11 protein-coding genes and 4 pseudogenes are annotated in these 15,017 nt (G+C 72.0%); 5 read left to right on the top strand and 10 right to left on the bottom strand.

Annotated features, from left to right (window positions below; all coding sequences use genetic code 11):
• Positions 1–7 precede the first annotated feature (7 nt).
• Together WJ438_RS32040 and WJ438_RS32035 are read right to left on the bottom strand one after the other, a co-directional pair.
• Positions 8–601, bottom strand: a complete 594-nt coding sequence (locus WJ438_RS32040) for a TetR/AcrR family transcriptional regulator (protein ID WP_055593011.1) — start codon at positions 599–601, stop codon at positions 8–10.
• 198 nt (positions 602–799) lie between these two features.
• Positions 800–1,573 carry an SDR family oxidoreductase gene (locus WJ438_RS32035; RefSeq protein WP_406728311.1) on the bottom strand — a complete coding sequence of 258 codons (774 nt, stop codon included), beginning with the start codon at positions 1,571–1,573 and terminating at the stop codon, positions 800–802.
• Between the two features lie 259 nt (positions 1,574–1,832).
• Here WJ438_RS32035 and WJ438_RS32030 point away from each other — a divergent pair, with 259 nt between their 5' ends.
• On the top strand, positions 1,833–3,092 hold the full coding sequence (locus WJ438_RS32030) for an exo-beta-N-acetylmuramidase NamZ domain-containing protein (RefSeq protein WP_406728310.1): 1,260 nt from the start codon (positions 1,833–1,835) through the stop codon (positions 3,090–3,092).
• A gap of 651 nt (positions 3,093–3,743) precedes the next feature.
• Positions 3,744–4,344 (top strand): annotated as a pseudogene (locus WJ438_RS32025) (hypothetical protein).
• Between the two features lie 55 nt (positions 4,345–4,399).
• Here WJ438_RS32025 and soxR read toward each other — a convergent pair.
• On the bottom strand, positions 4,400–4,915 hold the full coding sequence (gene soxR, locus WJ438_RS32020) for a redox-sensitive transcriptional activator SoxR (RefSeq protein ID WP_406728309.1): 516 nt from the start codon (positions 4,913–4,915) through the stop codon (positions 4,400–4,402).
• A gap of 130 nt (positions 4,916–5,045) precedes the next feature.
• On the opposite strand from soxR, the gene WJ438_RS32015 reads away from it, so the two are divergent.
• Positions 5,046–5,507, top strand: coding sequence for a MaoC family dehydratase (locus tag WJ438_RS32015; RefSeq protein WP_406728308.1), 462 nt, complete (start codon positions 5,046–5,048; stop codon positions 5,505–5,507).
• On the opposite strand, the gene WJ438_RS32010 is transcribed toward WJ438_RS32015, so the two are convergent.
• The 3 genes and pseudogenes from WJ438_RS32010 to WJ438_RS32000 all read right to left on the bottom strand — a co-directional run bounded on the left by WJ438_RS32010 (position 5,498) and on the right by WJ438_RS32000 (position 7,819).
• A complete protein-coding gene (locus WJ438_RS32010; protein WP_406728307.1) occupies positions 5,498–6,142 on the bottom strand; it encodes a TetR/AcrR family transcriptional regulator in 645 nt (214 codons plus the stop codon). The genes WJ438_RS32015 and WJ438_RS32010 overlap by 10 nt on opposite strands.
• Before the next feature lie 130 nt (positions 6,143–6,272).
• The gene (locus WJ438_RS32005; RefSeq protein WP_055689400.1) at positions 6,273–6,560 is read right to left on the bottom strand and encodes a YiaA/YiaB family inner membrane protein; all 288 of its coding nucleotides are present in this window, start codon (positions 6,558–6,560) and stop codon (positions 6,273–6,275) included.
• 109 nt (positions 6,561–6,669) lie between these two features.
• A pseudogene (locus tag WJ438_RS32000) lies at positions 6,670–7,819 on the bottom strand (acyl-CoA dehydrogenase family protein).
• A 61-nt stretch (positions 7,820–7,880) separates the two neighbouring features.
• Between WJ438_RS32000 and WJ438_RS31995 the strand changes: the two are divergent.
• Both WJ438_RS31995 and WJ438_RS31990 read left to right on the top strand, forming a co-directional pair.
• The gene (locus WJ438_RS31995; protein ID WP_406728306.1) at positions 7,881–8,525 is read left to right on the top strand and encodes a TetR/AcrR family transcriptional regulator; all 645 of its coding nucleotides are present in this window, start codon (positions 7,881–7,883) and stop codon (positions 8,523–8,525) included.
• 85 nt (positions 8,526–8,610) lie between these two features.
• Positions 8,611–9,321: an ArsR/SmtB family transcription factor gene (locus tag WJ438_RS31990; protein ID WP_406728305.1), complete on the top strand. Its 711-nt coding sequence runs from the start codon at positions 8,611–8,613 to the stop codon at positions 9,319–9,321.
• Positions 9,322–9,354: 33 nt separating this feature from the next.
• On the opposite strand, the gene WJ438_RS31985 is transcribed toward WJ438_RS31990, so the two are convergent.
• The 4 genes and pseudogenes from WJ438_RS31985 to WJ438_RS31970 all read right to left on the bottom strand — a co-directional run bounded on the left by WJ438_RS31985 (position 9,355) and on the right by WJ438_RS31970 (position 14,761).
• Complete coding sequence (locus tag WJ438_RS31985) at positions 9,355–10,440, bottom strand: Zn-dependent alcohol dehydrogenase (protein ID WP_406728304.1); 1,086 nt, start codon at positions 10,438–10,440, stop codon at positions 9,355–9,357.
• Positions 10,441–10,455: 15 nt separating this feature from the next.
• Positions 10,456–11,843, bottom strand: a pseudogene (locus WJ438_RS31980) (aldehyde dehydrogenase family protein).
• A gap of 81 nt (positions 11,844–11,924) precedes the next feature.
• A pseudogene (locus WJ438_RS31975) lies at positions 11,925–12,326 on the bottom strand (hypothetical protein); the annotation flags it as partial.
• 197 nt (positions 12,327–12,523) lie between these two features.
• Positions 12,524–14,761, bottom strand: coding sequence for a molybdopterin oxidoreductase family protein (locus tag WJ438_RS31970; protein WP_406728303.1), 2,238 nt, complete (start codon positions 14,759–14,761; stop codon positions 12,524–12,526).
• Positions 14,762–15,017: the final 256 nt, after the last annotated feature.

Raw genomic sequence — 15,017 nt, 5'->3', positions numbered from 1 at the left:
CGGCGTCTCAGGGGCGAAGTGCGCGCAGCAGCAGGTCGGCGAGGTGATCGGCGACCTGCTGCGGCGTGAGGGGCCCGTCGGGGCGGTACCAGGTCGACAGGTGGTGCACGGAGCCGAAGTGGTAGTCCACCACCAGGTCGGCCGGGGTCGCCGTGGAGAACACGCCCGCCGCCTGGCCCTCCTCGACCAGGGCGCGGAAGCGCTCGTGGTAGCGGCGGCGCTCGGCCCGTACCTGCTTGTTCTTCTCCGGGCTCAGATGGTGCATGGAGCGGAAGAAGATCGACGCGTCGTCCAGGTTCTCGATCGTCGTGACGACGACGTCGGCCGCGGCACCGCGCAGGCGCTCCTCGATCGGCTCGTCGGCGTTCGCGTAGGCGTCCAGGCGTTCCTGCTGGACGCGCAGCACGCGCGCGTAGACCTCGTGCAGCAGGTCGTCCTTGGAGCCGAAGTAGTGGTAGAGCGCGCCCTTGGTGACTCCGGCCGCCTCGACGATCTCCTGCACGGAGGTACGGTCGTAGCCCTGCTCGGCGAAGAGCCGGGTGGCGGCGGCCAGGAGTCGCTGCGGTACTGGGGGCCCGTCACCGTCCGTCGTCCTGGGCACTGCCGCCACCTGCCTTCCGTGTCACTGTCGCTGGTCGTCGCCGCTGCTGGTCGTCGCCGCCGTTGGTGCCGCCGGCTGGCATGCGTCGGGGAACACGGTTCCCCGACGGGGATCTTCCCACTCGCCGTCCGCGGCGCGTCGGGCAGGACCTCCGGCTGCCGTGCGGGCTCGCGTGCGGCCACGGCCCGGCCGGGCGGCTCACCGGGTGGCCTCCCAGTGCCGCTGGATGCGGTTCATGCCGCCGAGCCAGCGCTCCGGGTCGGCGGCGCGGGCCTGGTAGTACTCGGCGACCTCGGGGTGCGGCAGGATCAGGAAGCGGTCCTCCTCGATGCCGCGGAACAGGGCGTCGGCCACGTCGTCGGGCTCGATCGCGGTCGGCTTGAGCACCAGGTCGCCCGCGCTGCCGCTGTCGGTGAGCATGTCGGTGCGCACACCCTGCGGGCAGATCGCGTGGACCTTCACACCGCGGTGGCGGTACGTCAGGGACAGCCATTCGGCGAAGGCGTAGGCACCGTGCTTGGTGACGCTGTAGGGGGCGGTGCCGATCATGGTGAGCAGTCCGGCGGCGGAGACGGTGGAGACGAAACGGCCGCTGCCGCGTTCCAGCCAGTCGGGGAGCAGGGCCTGCGCCGCGCGGACGTGGGCCATGACGTTGACGTCCCAGGAGAGTGCCCAGCCCTGTTCGTCGAGCGGCCCGCCGGGCTCTCCGCCGTCACGGCCGACGCCGGCGTTGGCGCAGTAGACGTCGATCCTGCCGCCGAGCGCGTCCAGGGCCTCGGGGACGACGGAGGACGCGTCGCCCGGGACCGCGATGCCGCCGATCTCCTCGGCGACGGTCTTGACGCGGTCGGCGTCCAGGTCGTTGACGACGACCTGGGCTCCCTGGCCCGCGAAGCGGCGGGCGAGTGCCGCCCCGATGCCGCCTCCGGCGCCCGTGACGACCACCTTCGCACCCTGCACGGCTTCCACCATCGGACTCCTTCGACGCGGCGGCCGGTCGCCTGCCCGACCGGCTCTGTTTTCTGGTGGTTCCGGCGATTTCGACTTGGCCGCGGCGGTGACGCGCCGCGTTGCCGCCGTCACGCCGCCCGCCTCGCGCCAGACTAACCGGTCGGTATGCCGGGCGGAAGAAGAAGACGTGAACCGGCCAGGTCCCACTCGTTCCCCAGCGCGGTTCGCGCACGTTAACGTGCGTGGGCATGACACCCGCAGCGATCACGGAGGTCACAGTATGAAGCTGTCCAGACGGAGCCTGCTCGCCACCACCACAGCCACCCTCGCCGCCTCCGCGGCGACCGCTGTCCCGGCGCACGCGGCACCCGGGCGGGCCCCTGCCGCGGGCCGCGGGCTGCGCACCGGCTTCGAGCGGCTCGCGGCGGACGGTTACGCACTGCTCGACGGGCAGCGCGTCGGCGTGGTCACCAACCCGACGGGCATCACCCGGGACGTGCGGCACCTCGTCGACGTCATGCACGCCGACGACCGCGTGGACCTGACCGCCGTGTTCGGACCCGAGCACGGCTTCCGGGGCACCGCGCAGGCGGGCGGCTCCGAGGGTCGCTACGACGACCCGGCGACCGGCCTGCCCGTCTACGACACGTACCTGAAGAGCGGCCGGCCCCTCGCCGACATCTTCACCGCGTCCGGCGTCGACACGGTCGTCTTCGACATCCAGGACGTGGGCGCCCGCTTCTACACGTACATCTGGACGCTCTATGACTGCATGGAGGCGGCGCGGCTCGCGGGCAAGCGGTTCGTCGTCCTCGACCGGCCGAACCCGATGACCGGGCGGGCGGCACTGGGGCCCGTACTGCACCCGGAGTTCGCGACGTTCGTGGGGCGGCAGCCGATCTCGCAGGCGCACGGGATGACGGTGGCGGAGCTGGCGCGGCTGTTCAACGCGGAGTTCCTGGCCGATCCGGTACGGCTGGAGACGGTACGGATGTCGGGCTGGCGGCGGTCCGACTTCTACGACGCCTCGGGGCTGCCGTGGGTACCGCCCAGCCCCAACATGCCGACGCCCGAGACGGCCCTGGTGTACGCGGGGACGTGCCTCTTCGAGGGCACCAACCTGTCCGAGGGGCGCGGGACGACCCGGCCGTTCGAACTGCTGGGCGCGGAAGGGATCGACGGACGCTGGGCGGCCGAGGCGAACGGGCTCGGCCTGGCGGGTGTGCGGTTCCGTGAGGCGTACTTCGCGCCTACGTTCTCCAAGTTCCAGGGGAAGACCGTCGGGGGCGTACAGCTCCATGTGCACGACCGGGACACGTTCGATCCCGTACGTACGGGAGTGGGGCTGCTGGTCACCGCCAAGCAGGTGTGGAGCGGATTCGCCTGGCGTCCGGACAACTGGATCGACAAGCTGACCGGCTCCACGCGCGTGCGCACGATGATCGACGCGGGCGCGGACACGGACGAGGTGGTGGCCGGCTGGCGGGATGAACTGGCGGCGTTCCGGCAAATGCGCCGGGAGTATCTGCTGTACCGCTGAGCGCGCGCGTTCACTGAGCGGGGTGTCCGCCGGGCAAGCGCCGTACGGCGGCTACGGCGACAGCGGCGGTGACGGCGGCGGTGACGGGGACGGCGGCGGGCCGGGCACGGCCCGCCGCCGTCCTGCTTCCGCATGCCGATCATTATCTGCTCACCGAGCACCGTCCGGATGTCATTCACCCATGTCACCTGCGGCGATGCCGTCTGGGCCGCGTTCGCCGGAGACGGCGGGGTGACCAGGGAAGCGATCGGCGCGCATAACGCCGCGCTCTTCAGGAACCCGTGGAGGCCGCGGAGAGTTCTCAGTCTGTCGAGGGGTGCGCGATGCGCCGTGACACGGGGGCTCCTCCCGGCGGGGACGGGGCGGGACGTTACCGCCGGTATCCCCTCGAGGGGAGGTGAACGTGCGTCATTTTCCGCTGCGGCGGCGGCGAGGGAGATGACCATGAGGGACCACAAGTGAATGATCAGACACGGGAGCTGACTGAAGACTGGGCACGACTGACCGACGGCCGGCCCGTGACCGACCGAGAGGGGGCCATCGAAAAAAGATGGAGCCGATTCGCGTGTCGATACGTCTATTCGACGACGTCCGTTCGACGACGCCGAAGTGACCGGATTACAGGTGCAGGTGTGACGGAGGTGCAGGATGATGGCCGGTTTCCGAAGTCTGGCGAGACAGGTCCGCGATCCACGGTGCGACCTGGCGCTGCGGCGCTATTCGCTGCGCAAGTGCCTTGAGCGATTCGCTCCTTACGGACACAGGGCGACCTGGGACCATCTGTGCTCGCGTGCCGGGTTCGATCCCGAGGACCGCTCCGTCGACCCAGCGCGGCTCGTGGCCGCACTGGACGAACTGGAGGAGGCCCGGGCGGTCTGGCTGTCCTACGAGGTCGAGTTCGCCGAGCGCCGCAGGAAGGAGAAGCACGACGGCTTGCGCAGGCCGGGCAGCGTGGACGACTGGCACCGGCTGACCTGGGGCGGTTTCGGCGTGGCCTGGTGCGACGACCCGCGAGTGCATCCGCGTGAGCCGCTGGCCGAGGTCCTGCGGCGACTGATCGCCGCGCTGGAACGAGAGCCGGGTTCGGCCTGCCCCGTGTGTTGGGGAGCGGCTCATGTGGCGGTACGACCTGGACCACGAGCCGTCGGCGGGCCCGGTCTGCGCGGACTGCGGAATCCTGGTGCCGCGCCCCGTCCTGACCACCGAAGCGCTGGTGGGCGCCGGGCAACCGGAACTGCTGGTGTCGGCCTGAGGGGCGTGGGGGTGCGCCGGGGACGCCGCGCCCCCACTGTCCCACGGACCCTCGCCTAGGCGGGACCCGGCCTACGCGGGGCTCGGCCCGCCTGGTTTCCCGGTCGTCTGCCGGGGGTGTTCTCGGGCAGCAGTCGGGAGCCCGTCAGGCGTTCACCGAAGGCGTCGTCCGGGTTGGACAGGACGCAGGTGTCCAGCGAGAGGCAGCCGCAGCCGATGCAGTCGGTGAGGTGGTCGCGCAGCCGGTTGAGCTGCTTGATGCGCTCGTCCAGTTCGGCGCGCCAGGCCTCCGAGAGGTGCGCCCAGTCGCCCCGGGTGGGAGTACGTTCCTGGGGGAGCTCGGCGAGCGCTCCGCGGATCGTCGCGAGCGGGATGCCGACGCGCTGGGCGGCCCGGATGAACGCGACCCGGCGCAGGGTGTCACGGCTGTAGCGGCGCTGGTTGCCCGGGGTGCGGCGGCTGCTGATCAGGCCCTTCGACTCGTAGAAGTGCAGGGCCGACACGGCGGCGCCGCTGCGCGCGGAGAGCTGGCCGACCGTGAGCTCGTGGATCTTCTCTGGAATCTGGGGCACCCCTCGAAGCCTACCCATTCCGCACGGCTCCGGTCCGTTGACAAGGGCTGCAAGGCCGACCATGCTAAGCAGTCGCTTAGGAAGGCGCGCGGGTGGGCGCGTGCGATCACGTGACGCGAAAGGCCGGGACATGGCAGAGCCGAGAATCTTCACGTCCGCCGACGACCTGAAGGCGGCGGTGGGAGAGCAACTGGGTTACACGGACTGGCTGGAGGTCGACCAGAAGCGGATCGACCTGTTCGCCGAGGCCACCGGTGACCACCAGTGGATCCACGTCGATCCGGAGAAGGCGGCGGCCGGGCCGTTCGGCACGACCATCGCCCACGGCTATCTGACGCTGTCGCTGCTGCCGCTGTTCGGCCCGCAGCTGATCTCCGTCGACGGCGTGAAGATGGGCGTCAACTACGGCACGAACAAGGTGCGTTTCCCCGCGCCCGTCCCCGTCGGGTCGCGGGTGCGTGCCACCGCGAAGGTCACCGCCGTCGACGAGGTGGCGGGCGGCGTCCAGGTGACCACGGCCTTCACCGTGGAGCGCGAGGGCGGCGAGAAGCCGGTGTGCGTGGCCGAGTCGGTGGCCCGCTACTACCTCTGAACGGTGTCCGTCCGGTAGGCGCCGACCATCCGCAGGACGAGGTCGGCGTAGAGGGCGCCGACCTCCTCGGGGGTGCGGGCGCCGTTGATGTCGAACCAGCGCGCCACGTCGACACAGAGGGAGAGCACGGCGCGGGTGGTGCCCCGCACGTCGGAGACGTCGAACTCGCCCGTGCGCACGCCCTCCTCGATGATCCCGCGCACCTCGGTGTCGACCTGCCGGCGCAGGGCGATGATCTCGGCGCGGGCGTCGGGCCCGAGCGAGTCGAGTTCGTACTGCACGACCCGCGCGGTGGTGCGTCCGCCGGCGTGCCAGCGGACGAAGGAGCTCACCGCGTCGGCGAGCCGCTCGGTCGGGCCGCCCTCGGCACGGGCCGCGGTACGCAGGATGTCCACGGCCTTCTCGTGGCCGATCCTACTGATGCGGTGGAGCAGCTCTTCCTTGGTCTTGTAGTGGATGTAGAGCGCGGCCGGGCTCATGCCGGCGCGGCCCGCGATGTCACGGGTCGTCGTGGCGTGGTAGCCGCGCTCCGCGAACGCCTCCACGGCGGCGAGCAGCAGCCGTCGGGCCGCGTCGGGTGTGACCTCGCCCCACGGCTGCGCCTCACCGCCGGCCGCGTCCTCCGCCGTACTCATCGCTCACCCCATTCGCTGACAGGGGTAACACCATACCGGCAAGGGTGAGCGGGCGCTTAGGGCCTGCCCGGGGCCTTCCCCGGCGCATCCGCCCGTCCGAGCGCGAACCGGACACCTCCCCGCGGAACGTTCACAGCTTCTCGAACGGGTCGTGCTCCGCCAGCAGTTTCTCCAGACGTGCCTGGTCGACGCGGCTCACGATCTGCCCTGCCTCCTGGCGGTCCCGGATGACCTTGGCCAGTGTGAAGGCGGAGGTGACGAGGTACAGGACGGCGATCGCCATGAAGCCACGCACCCAGGCGTCGGCCTCGAGGCGGATGATGCCGAAGGCGGTCGCCCCCAGGGCGACGGCGAAGGATGCGACGGCCTGGCCGTAGAAGGCGGCCGTGTTCTGCTGCTTGACCGGTGTGTCACTCATGGGGACAGCGTCGGCGAAAGCGGTACGGCACACATCCGCCGGGATACTCAGATCGGGTACTCGGACCGGGTACTCGGACGGGCCGGGACCCCGTGGTCCCGCCGGCCCCTCAGAACGCCGAGACCCCGGTCAGGGCACGTCCGATGACCAGTTTCTGGATCTGGCTGGTGCCCTCGTAGAGCGTCATGACGCGGGCGTCGCGCAGCAGCTTGCCCACCGGGTACTCGTCGATGTAGCCGTAACCGCCGTAGACCTGGAGGGCGTTGTTCGCGGCGCGGACGGCTGCCTCCGAGGCGAAGAGCTTGGCCTTGGAGGACTCCACGGTGAACGGCCGACCGCGGTCGATCAGGTCCGCGACCCGCCAGGTCAGCAGCCGGGCGGCGTCGACGTCCACGGCGATGTCGCTGATCAGCTCCTGGACGAGCTGGTGGTGGGCGAGGGTCTTCCCGAACTGCTCGCGCTCGCCCGCGTACCGCACGGCCGCGTCGAGTGCGGCCTGGGCTATGCCGACACAGCCCGCCGCGACCGACACGCGCCCCTTGGCGAGGGCGGACATGGCGACCGAGAAACCCTTGCCCTCGGGACCCAGCATCGCGGACGCGGGCACGCGCACGTCCTCCAGCACCAGCTCGGCGGTGGCCTGGCCGCAGGCCGAGCTTGCCGTGCAGGGCGCGACGCGTCAGGCCGGGGGTGTCGGCGGGAACGAGGAAGGCGGACATCCCCTTGTGACCGGGGGCGCCGGTGGAGCGGGCGAACAGCAGGACGACGTCGGCCCAGGTGCCGTTGGTGATGAACATCTTGGTGCCGTTGATGACGTAGCCCTCGCCGTCGCGCACCGCGCGGGTGGAGACATTGCCGGCGTCGGAACCCGTGCCCGGCTCGGTGAGGCCGAAGCATCCGACGTACGCGCCCGAGGTGAGCCCGGGAAGCCAGGCCCGCTTCTGCTCCTCGCTGCCCCAGGCGGCGACCGTCTTGGCGACCAGTCCCAGGGACACGGAGACGATCCCGCGCACGGAGGAGTCGCCGCGCCCCAACTCCTCGGTGACCAGGCAGTACGCGAGGTGGTCGCCACCGGAACCCCCGTACCGCTCGTCGATCGTCAGCCCGAGGAACCCGACCTCGCCGAGCTTCTTCACGATGCCGCGATCGACCTCCTCGGCGCGGTCCCAGGCCGTGGCGTGGGGGACGACCTCACCCTCGACGAAGTCCCGGGCGAGCCGGCGGACGGCGCTCTGCTCCTCGCTGAGCTCCAGGTTCATGACGGCCACCCCCATCAAATTAGCACTGCTAGTTTTTCGGTGCAGCCCTACTATGTGCGCCATGGCCCGACCGCGCAAGCCCCTGCTCAGCACCGACCGGATCGTCGAAACGGCCCGTGCGCTCGTGGACGCGGAGGGCCTTGCGGCCGTCTCCACACGCCGGCTCGCCGCACAGCTGGGGGTCAGCGGGCCCTCGCTCTACAACCACTTCCGCACCAAGGACGAGATCCTTGAGGCGGTGGCCGACTCGGTGAGCGCGCTGGTCGACCTGTCGATGTTCGAGGACGGCCGGGACTGGCGGACCGCGCTGCACGACTGGGCCGTCTCCTACCGCGCCGCGCTGCGCGACCACCCCCACATCGTGCCGGTCCTGGCGCGCGGTCCCGGCCGCCGCCCGGCCGCCCTGCGGCTCGCCGACGCGGTCTACGGCGCGATGGTCGAGGCTGGCTGGCCGCCGGCGCAGGCCACATCCATCGGCGCGCTGATGCGGTACTTCATCATGGGCTCGGCGCTCGGTTCCTTCGCCGGCGGTTTCGTGGACGACGCCGGCGCGTACGATCCCGCCGACTATCCCCACCTCGGGCAGGCCCACCTGCTCGCCGAGAAACAGGAGAAGATCGACGAGCGGGCCTTCGAGACGGGCCTGACGGCGCTGCTGGACGGTCTGGCCGAGCAGTACGAGCAGGTGCGGGACGGCACGGCCTAGGTACGTACGGCAGCGCGGGTACGGGGCAGCGTCTGCGCGGACGGTTCGGCCGGCGCCGAAGAGTCCATGCCGCATGCTGGGGCGCATGACGTCGAAGGACCCCCAGGCCCCCGGGCTCGCCCGGCTCGCCGGGCTGATCGCCGACGAGACACGGGCCGCCTGCCTGCTGGCTCTGCTGGACGGCCGGGCGTGGACGGCGGGCGAGTTGGCGCGGCACGCGGGCGTCGCCCCGTCCACGCTGAGCGGGCACCTGGGCAAGCTGGTCGCCGGCGGGCTGCTCGCCGAGGAACGGCGGGGTCGGTACCGGTACGTACGGCTCGCCGACGCGCGGGTCGCCCAGCTGGTGGAGGAACTGGCCGGGCAGGTCGCCCCGGGTACGGCTGTGCGCCCGCGCACCCTGCGGCAGGCCAGCGCCGGCTCGGCGATGGCCCGCGGACGCACCTGCTACGACCATCTCGCCGGCCGGCTCGGCATCGCGGTCACAGACGCGTTCACGGCGCGCGGACTGCTGCGCCGGGACACCGGGTTCGCGCTCACCGGCGCGGGCCTGCGCTGGTTCGACGCCCTGGGCATCGAACTCGACCGCCGCGGCCGCCGCCCGCTGGCCCGCGCCTGCCTCGACTGGACGGAACGCCGCCACCACCTCGCCGGAGTCGCCGGCGCGGCCCTGTGCCGGCACGCCCTGGACGCACGGTGGTGTGTCCGCATCGGCTCCGAGCGCGCGGTGAAGGTGACGGAGGCGGGCGAGCGGGCGCTGTCCGAACTGCTGGGGATCGAGGAAGCGGTCCTGCACTGACCGGCGCCCACCGCGCCACTCCCGCATCAGGCCCTAGAAGACCACCAGGGCTCGTCCGCCCTTGCCCGCCGACATGTTGTCGAAGGCGGCCGGGATGCCGTCCAGGGCGATCCGTTCCGTCACCAGGGCGCCCAGGTCGAGACGGCCCGCTCGGATGTGTCCGGCGAGGACGGGGAGGTCCCGGGCCGGGTCGGAGTTGCCGTAGACGCAGCCGGAAAGGGTTCTGCCCCAGTGGAAGATCTCCAGGGCGTTGAAGGTGACCCGCTGGTCCTTGCCTCCGATGCCGACGACCGTGGTGCGGCCGCCACGCCGGGTGGAGTCCCAGGCGGTGCGGATGGTGGTCGCGCGGCCGACGCATTCGACGGCCGCGTCCACGCCCTGTTTCCCGGTGAGGGCACGGATCTCGCGGGCCGTGGTGTCCGAGGCGACGAGGTAGTCGGTCGCCCCGGCGGAGCGCGCCAGTTCCTCCTTCGCCGGGGAGACGTCGACCGCGACGATCGTCGTCGCGCCGGCGATTCGGGCCGACTGGAGGGCCGCGAGGCCCACTCCCCCCACGCCGAACACCGCGACCGACTCGCCCGGCCGGACCCGCGCGGAGTGGTGGACGGCGCCGTAGCCGGTGAGCACGCCGCAACCCAGCAGGGCGGCGTCGGTGAGCGGGACGCCGTCCGGGGCGGGCAGGACGCAGGATGCGGGCACCACCGTCTCCTCGGCGAAGGCGGCGACGTTCAGGCCGGGGTGGAGCGGGGTGCCGTCGTCGGCGCGGTGGGCGTGCACCCGGGCGGCACCGCCCAGGGCGTCGGCGCACAGCCATACCTCGCCGCGCGCGCAGGCGGGGCAGGCTCCGCAGGAGGGCGCCCAGTTGAGGACGACGCCGTCGCCGGGAGCGACATGGGTGACGCCTTCGCCGACGGAGACGACCGTGCCGGCGCCCTCGTGGCCGAGCACGGCCGGGACCGGAAGGCGCATGGTGCCGTTGGCCAGGGACAGGTCGGAGTGGCAGAGACCGGCGGCGGCGAGCCGGATACGGACCTGGCCGGGGCCGGACTCGGGCAGGGCGATCCCCGTGGTCTCCAACGGGGCGTCGACGGCGGACAGTACGGCGGCGCGGACGGTCATGATGGATGGAATCCCCTAGAACTGGAGGGACTTGGTCTGGAGGTACTCGGTCAGGCCGTGCACGCCGAGTTCGCGGCCCACGCCCGACTGCTTGTAACCGCCGAACGGCGCGAGGGGGTTGAAGCGGCCGCCGTTGATGTCGACCTGACCGGTCTCCATGCGGCGGGCGAACGCCGTCGCCTCCGCCTCGTCGCCAGCCCAGACCGCGCCGGCGAGTCCGTAGACGGTGCCGTTGGCGATGCGCAGGGCGTCCTCCTCGTCCTCGTAGCGCAGGACGGACAGGACGGGCCCGAAGATCTCCTCCTGGGCGATCGTCATGTCCAAGGTGACGTCGGCGAAGACGGTGGGACTGACGAAACACCCCTTCTCGCGCGGGGCTTCGGGGCCCCCGGCGACCAGACGCGCGCCCTCGGCGACGCCCTTCTCTATGTAACCGCGCACGCGTTCCTGCTGCTTGGCGTTGACGAGGGGGCCGATACGGTCGCCGTACTTCGCGGCGGCGGCCGCGGCGAGCGCGACGGCCTCGTCGTACTGGTCGCGGTGGACCAGCATGCGGGTCCAGGCGCTGCACGTCTGACCGGAGTTGGTCATCACGTTGGCGACCCCGACGTTGACCGCCCGGGCCAGGTCGGCGCTGGGGAGGATCACGTTGGCGGACTTGCCGCCCAGTTCGAGGGCGACCTTCTTGACCGCGCCCGCGGCGACGGCGCCGATCCGGCGGCCGACGGCGGTGGAGCCGGTGAAGGAGACCAGGTCGACGCCCTGGTGTTCGGCGAGGGCCTGGCCGGCCACCGGGCCGAGGCCGGTGACCAGGTTGAACACGCCGGCCGGAACCCCCGCCTCGTGCACCGCCTCCGCGAAGAGCCGGGCGACCAGCGGGGTGTCCTCGGCGGGCTTGACGACGATCGTGCAGCCGGCGGCGAGGGCCGGGGCGGCCTTCGCGACGATCTGGTGGAGGGGGTAGTTCCAGGGCGTGATCGCGCCGACCACACCGACCGGTTCGTACAGGACGGTCGAGTTGCCCGTCTTCTCCTCGAAGGAGTACGTCGCCGCCAGTTCGGCATACGAGCCCGCCACCGCGACAGGCACGGCCGCGTGCACGGTCTGCGAGAGCTTCAGGGGTGCGCCGAGTTCGGCCGTCACCGTTCGAGCGATCTCCTCCTGCCGGGCCACCAGCACGTCACGGAGGGCGGCGAGGCGGGCGGCGCGCTCGGCAGGCGGGGTCGCGGCCCAGGCCGGGAGGGCGGCGCGGGCGGCCCGTACGGCGGCGTCCACGTCCTCGGCGGTGCCCGCGGGGACGGTGGCGATCACCTGCTCGTCGGCCGGGTTCACGACCTCGATCACGTCCGGCCGGCGGCGGGGCGCCAGGCACCGTTGATGTACATGCCGTCGTATGCCTTCATCGCGCTTCCTCCGGTACGGGGATCGACGTCCACCTCATAAACTAGCGATGCTAATTTCCTGGCGCCAGAGGGGCCGTGCCACTGGTCCAGGTCGGGCAGTTGTTCCGGGGCGGGGCAGACGCGTGCGCCCTGCTGGCCGAAGACGAACAGGTGAGCGATGTCGACCAGGAGCGGGACCTGCGTGCCATGCCGCAGGCGGGCGTCGGGGGTGGTGCGGACGAGGAGGGCGCCGGGCAGCCGGAGCTCGGCGGGGCCTCCCCGGCCCGGGCGATGCCGAGAACCTGGCGCGGTCCGGACTGCCTCGGCGCGCAGGCCCACGATGACCTCGCGGCCCTGCTGCACGCGGAGCAACCGGCGGTCCGGTCAGAGGGATCCGGGCAGCCGCAGGAACTGCTTGCCCAGGCTGATGGTCATCGCGCCGTCGAGCGGTGAGACGCCGTGGGCCGCGGCGGCCTCGGCGAGGACGGGCAGAACGCCGAAATGGCCTTCACCCCCGCCCCGAGGGGCGGAGCACCGGCCAAGATCAGAGGTGGAAGCCGTCGTTGGGCATGAAGTCAGATCCCTCGAAGCGGCGTTGACAAGACGTTGACATGCGACCAATAAGCGCAAAGCCCCAGGTCACAGCTTTGCTCCGGTCAGCGCGGTGCGCTTTTCGGTCACAGGACCGGTCACAGGACCCGTCACGGGCTGGTCCCGAGGGCGATTTCGACGGGCACTCCGTTGAGTACGGCGTTGCCCGACAGCGGGTCGAGGAGGCTGCCGTCGAGCAGCTGGTTCACATTGACGCCGGGGTCGGTCGTGGCGTGCCGCAGCCGGGTGCCGGGCCGGTCGTGGCCCCAGCCGTGCGGGAGGCTCACCACGCCCCGGCGCACCCCGTCGGTCACCTCGGCGGGGGCGGTCACCTCTCCCCCGGCGCCCTTGACCCGTACCGGCCCGCCGTCGCGGATGCCGAGGCGTTCGGCGTCGTCGGGGTGGATCTGCAGGGTGCACCGGTTGGAACCGCCGGTGAGGGCGGGCACGTTGTGCATCCAGCTGTTGTTGGAGCGCAGGTGGCGGCGGCCGACGAGGACGAACGCGGCGGGGCGTTCGCCGAGGGCGGCGCGCAGTCGGGGCAGGTCGGCGGCGATCGGTTCCGGCAGCAGCTCCACCCGACCGCTGCGAGTCCTCAGGAGCTGCGGAAGGCGGGGGCGCAGTGGTCCGAGGTCGATACCGTGCGGGTGGGCGAGCAGTTTGTCCAGGGTGAGTCCGTCCAGTTCGGCGCCGAAGCCGTCGCCGTAGGGGCCGAGGCGGAGCATCATGTCCAGCCGCCGCTCGGGTCCGTCGTCGCCGGTGAGCAGTTTCGCGAGTTCCTCCGGGTCGCGGCCGTGCACCGGGGAGTGCGGGTCGTTCACCGCCCTGCCGAGGGTCTGCTGGACGACCAGCCGGTCGACGTCCTCCGGGTCGGCGCCGCGCATGCCCGTGGCGGCGAGGAGGAGCCGGGCCAGGATCTCGGTCTCCGCCATGCGGGCGGGCTCCAGTGGAAGCGCCGGGCGCGTGTAGCGGACCTGGTTGCGTACGGCGAGGGTGTTGAAGGCGAAGTCGTGGTGCGGACTCTGCGCGGGCGGGGGCGGCGGGAGTACGACGTGGGCGTGGCGGGAGGTCTCGTTGAGGTACGGGTCGACGCTGACCATGAAGTCGAGTGAGCCGAGAGCCTTGTCGAGGCGGTCGCCGTCGGGTGCGGACAGGACCGGGTTGGCGGCGACGGCGATGAGGGCGTGCACCGGCTCACCTTCGTCGGTGGCGGTGTCGATCTCCTCGGCGAGGGCGAACAGCGGCAGTTCGCCCTTGGTCTCGGGGTGCCGGCTCACCCGGGAGTGCCAGCGCCCGAGGGCGAAGCCGCGGCCGGGCCCGGCGGGGCGCGGCCCCTTGCCGGTGGCGGCCCACGGGAAGAGGGCGCCGCCGGGCCGGTCGAGGTTGCCGGTGAGGGTGTTGAGGACGTCGACGAGCCAGCTGGCCAGGGTGCCGTGCGGGACGGTGCAGCTGCCGATGCGGCCGTAGACGGCGGCGGTGGGGGCGGCGGAGAGTTCGCGGGCGAGGGTGCGGATGGTGTCCGCGTCGACGTCGCAGACGGGGGCCACTGCCTCGGGTGTGAAGTCCTTGACTGCGTCGGCGAGTTCGTCGGCTCCTCGTACATGGGGCGCTGACTCCCCGAGGTCGACGAGGTCCTCCGTGAAGAGTACGCACGTCATCGCGGCGAGCAGCAGGGCGTCGGTGCCGGGCCGGATGGCGATGTGCCGGTCGGCGAGGCGGGCGGTGCGGGTGCGGCGCGGGTCGATGACGGTGAGGGTGCCGCCGCGGGCCCTCAGCTCCCGGAGGCGGCCGGGGAAGTCGGGTGCCGTGCACAGACTTCCGTTGGATTCCAGGGGGTTGGCGCCGATCAGCAGCAGGTGGTCGGTGCGGTCCAGGTCGGGTACGGGGATCGCGTTGGCGTCACCGAAGAGGAGCCCGCTCGAGACGTGCTTGGGCATCTGGTCGAGGGTGGAGGCGGTGAAGAGGCTGCGGGTGCCGAGGCCGGCGATCAGGACGGGCGGGTAGAGGGCGCCCGCCACGGTGTGCACGTTGGGGTTGCCGAGGACGACTCCGACGGAGTGCGGGCCGTATCGCTCGACGACGGACCGGATACCGGCGGCGACCGCGTCGAACGCCTCCTCCCAAGTGGCCGCGCGCAGCTCGCCGCCGACCCGGACGAGGGGGGTGCGCAGCCGGTCGGGGTCCGCGTCCAGGGCGGGGAAGGAGGTGCCTTTGGGGCAGATGAATCCTTTGCTGAACACGTCGTCACGGTCGCCCCGGGCGCCGGTGACGCGGCCGTCGTCGAGGGTGAGGGTGAGGCCACAGGTGGCCTCGCACAGCGGGCAGACGCGAAGGGCGGTGCGGGGCACGGGGCCTCCCGGGGCGGTGACGGGCGGACACGCCGAGCATACCGACCGGTACGCATGTGGGGGGAGCCTCTTGCAGGAGCCTTCGCGGCCGATCGCCGGGGCCACCAGGAGCCTGCCGGCCGGCGAGTACGACTCACCGTTCATCCCCTGTTCCTCACGCGAGCCGCAGCCCGCGGATCCGGCTAGCAGTACGACACAGACCGCGAGTGCGGTGACCGGCCTCCCCGTCCACGCCATCCCGGGGAGCGTAGAACAC

It is taken from the genome of Streptomyces sp. GD-15H (assembly GCF_045291515.1).
In the GTDB taxonomy this organism is placed as follows: Bacteria; Actinomycetota; Actinomycetes; order Streptomycetales; family Streptomycetaceae; genus Streptomyces.
The sequence above is the reverse complement of the archived record's forward strand: the minus strand, read 5'-3'. Positions and strand labels throughout refer to the sequence as shown.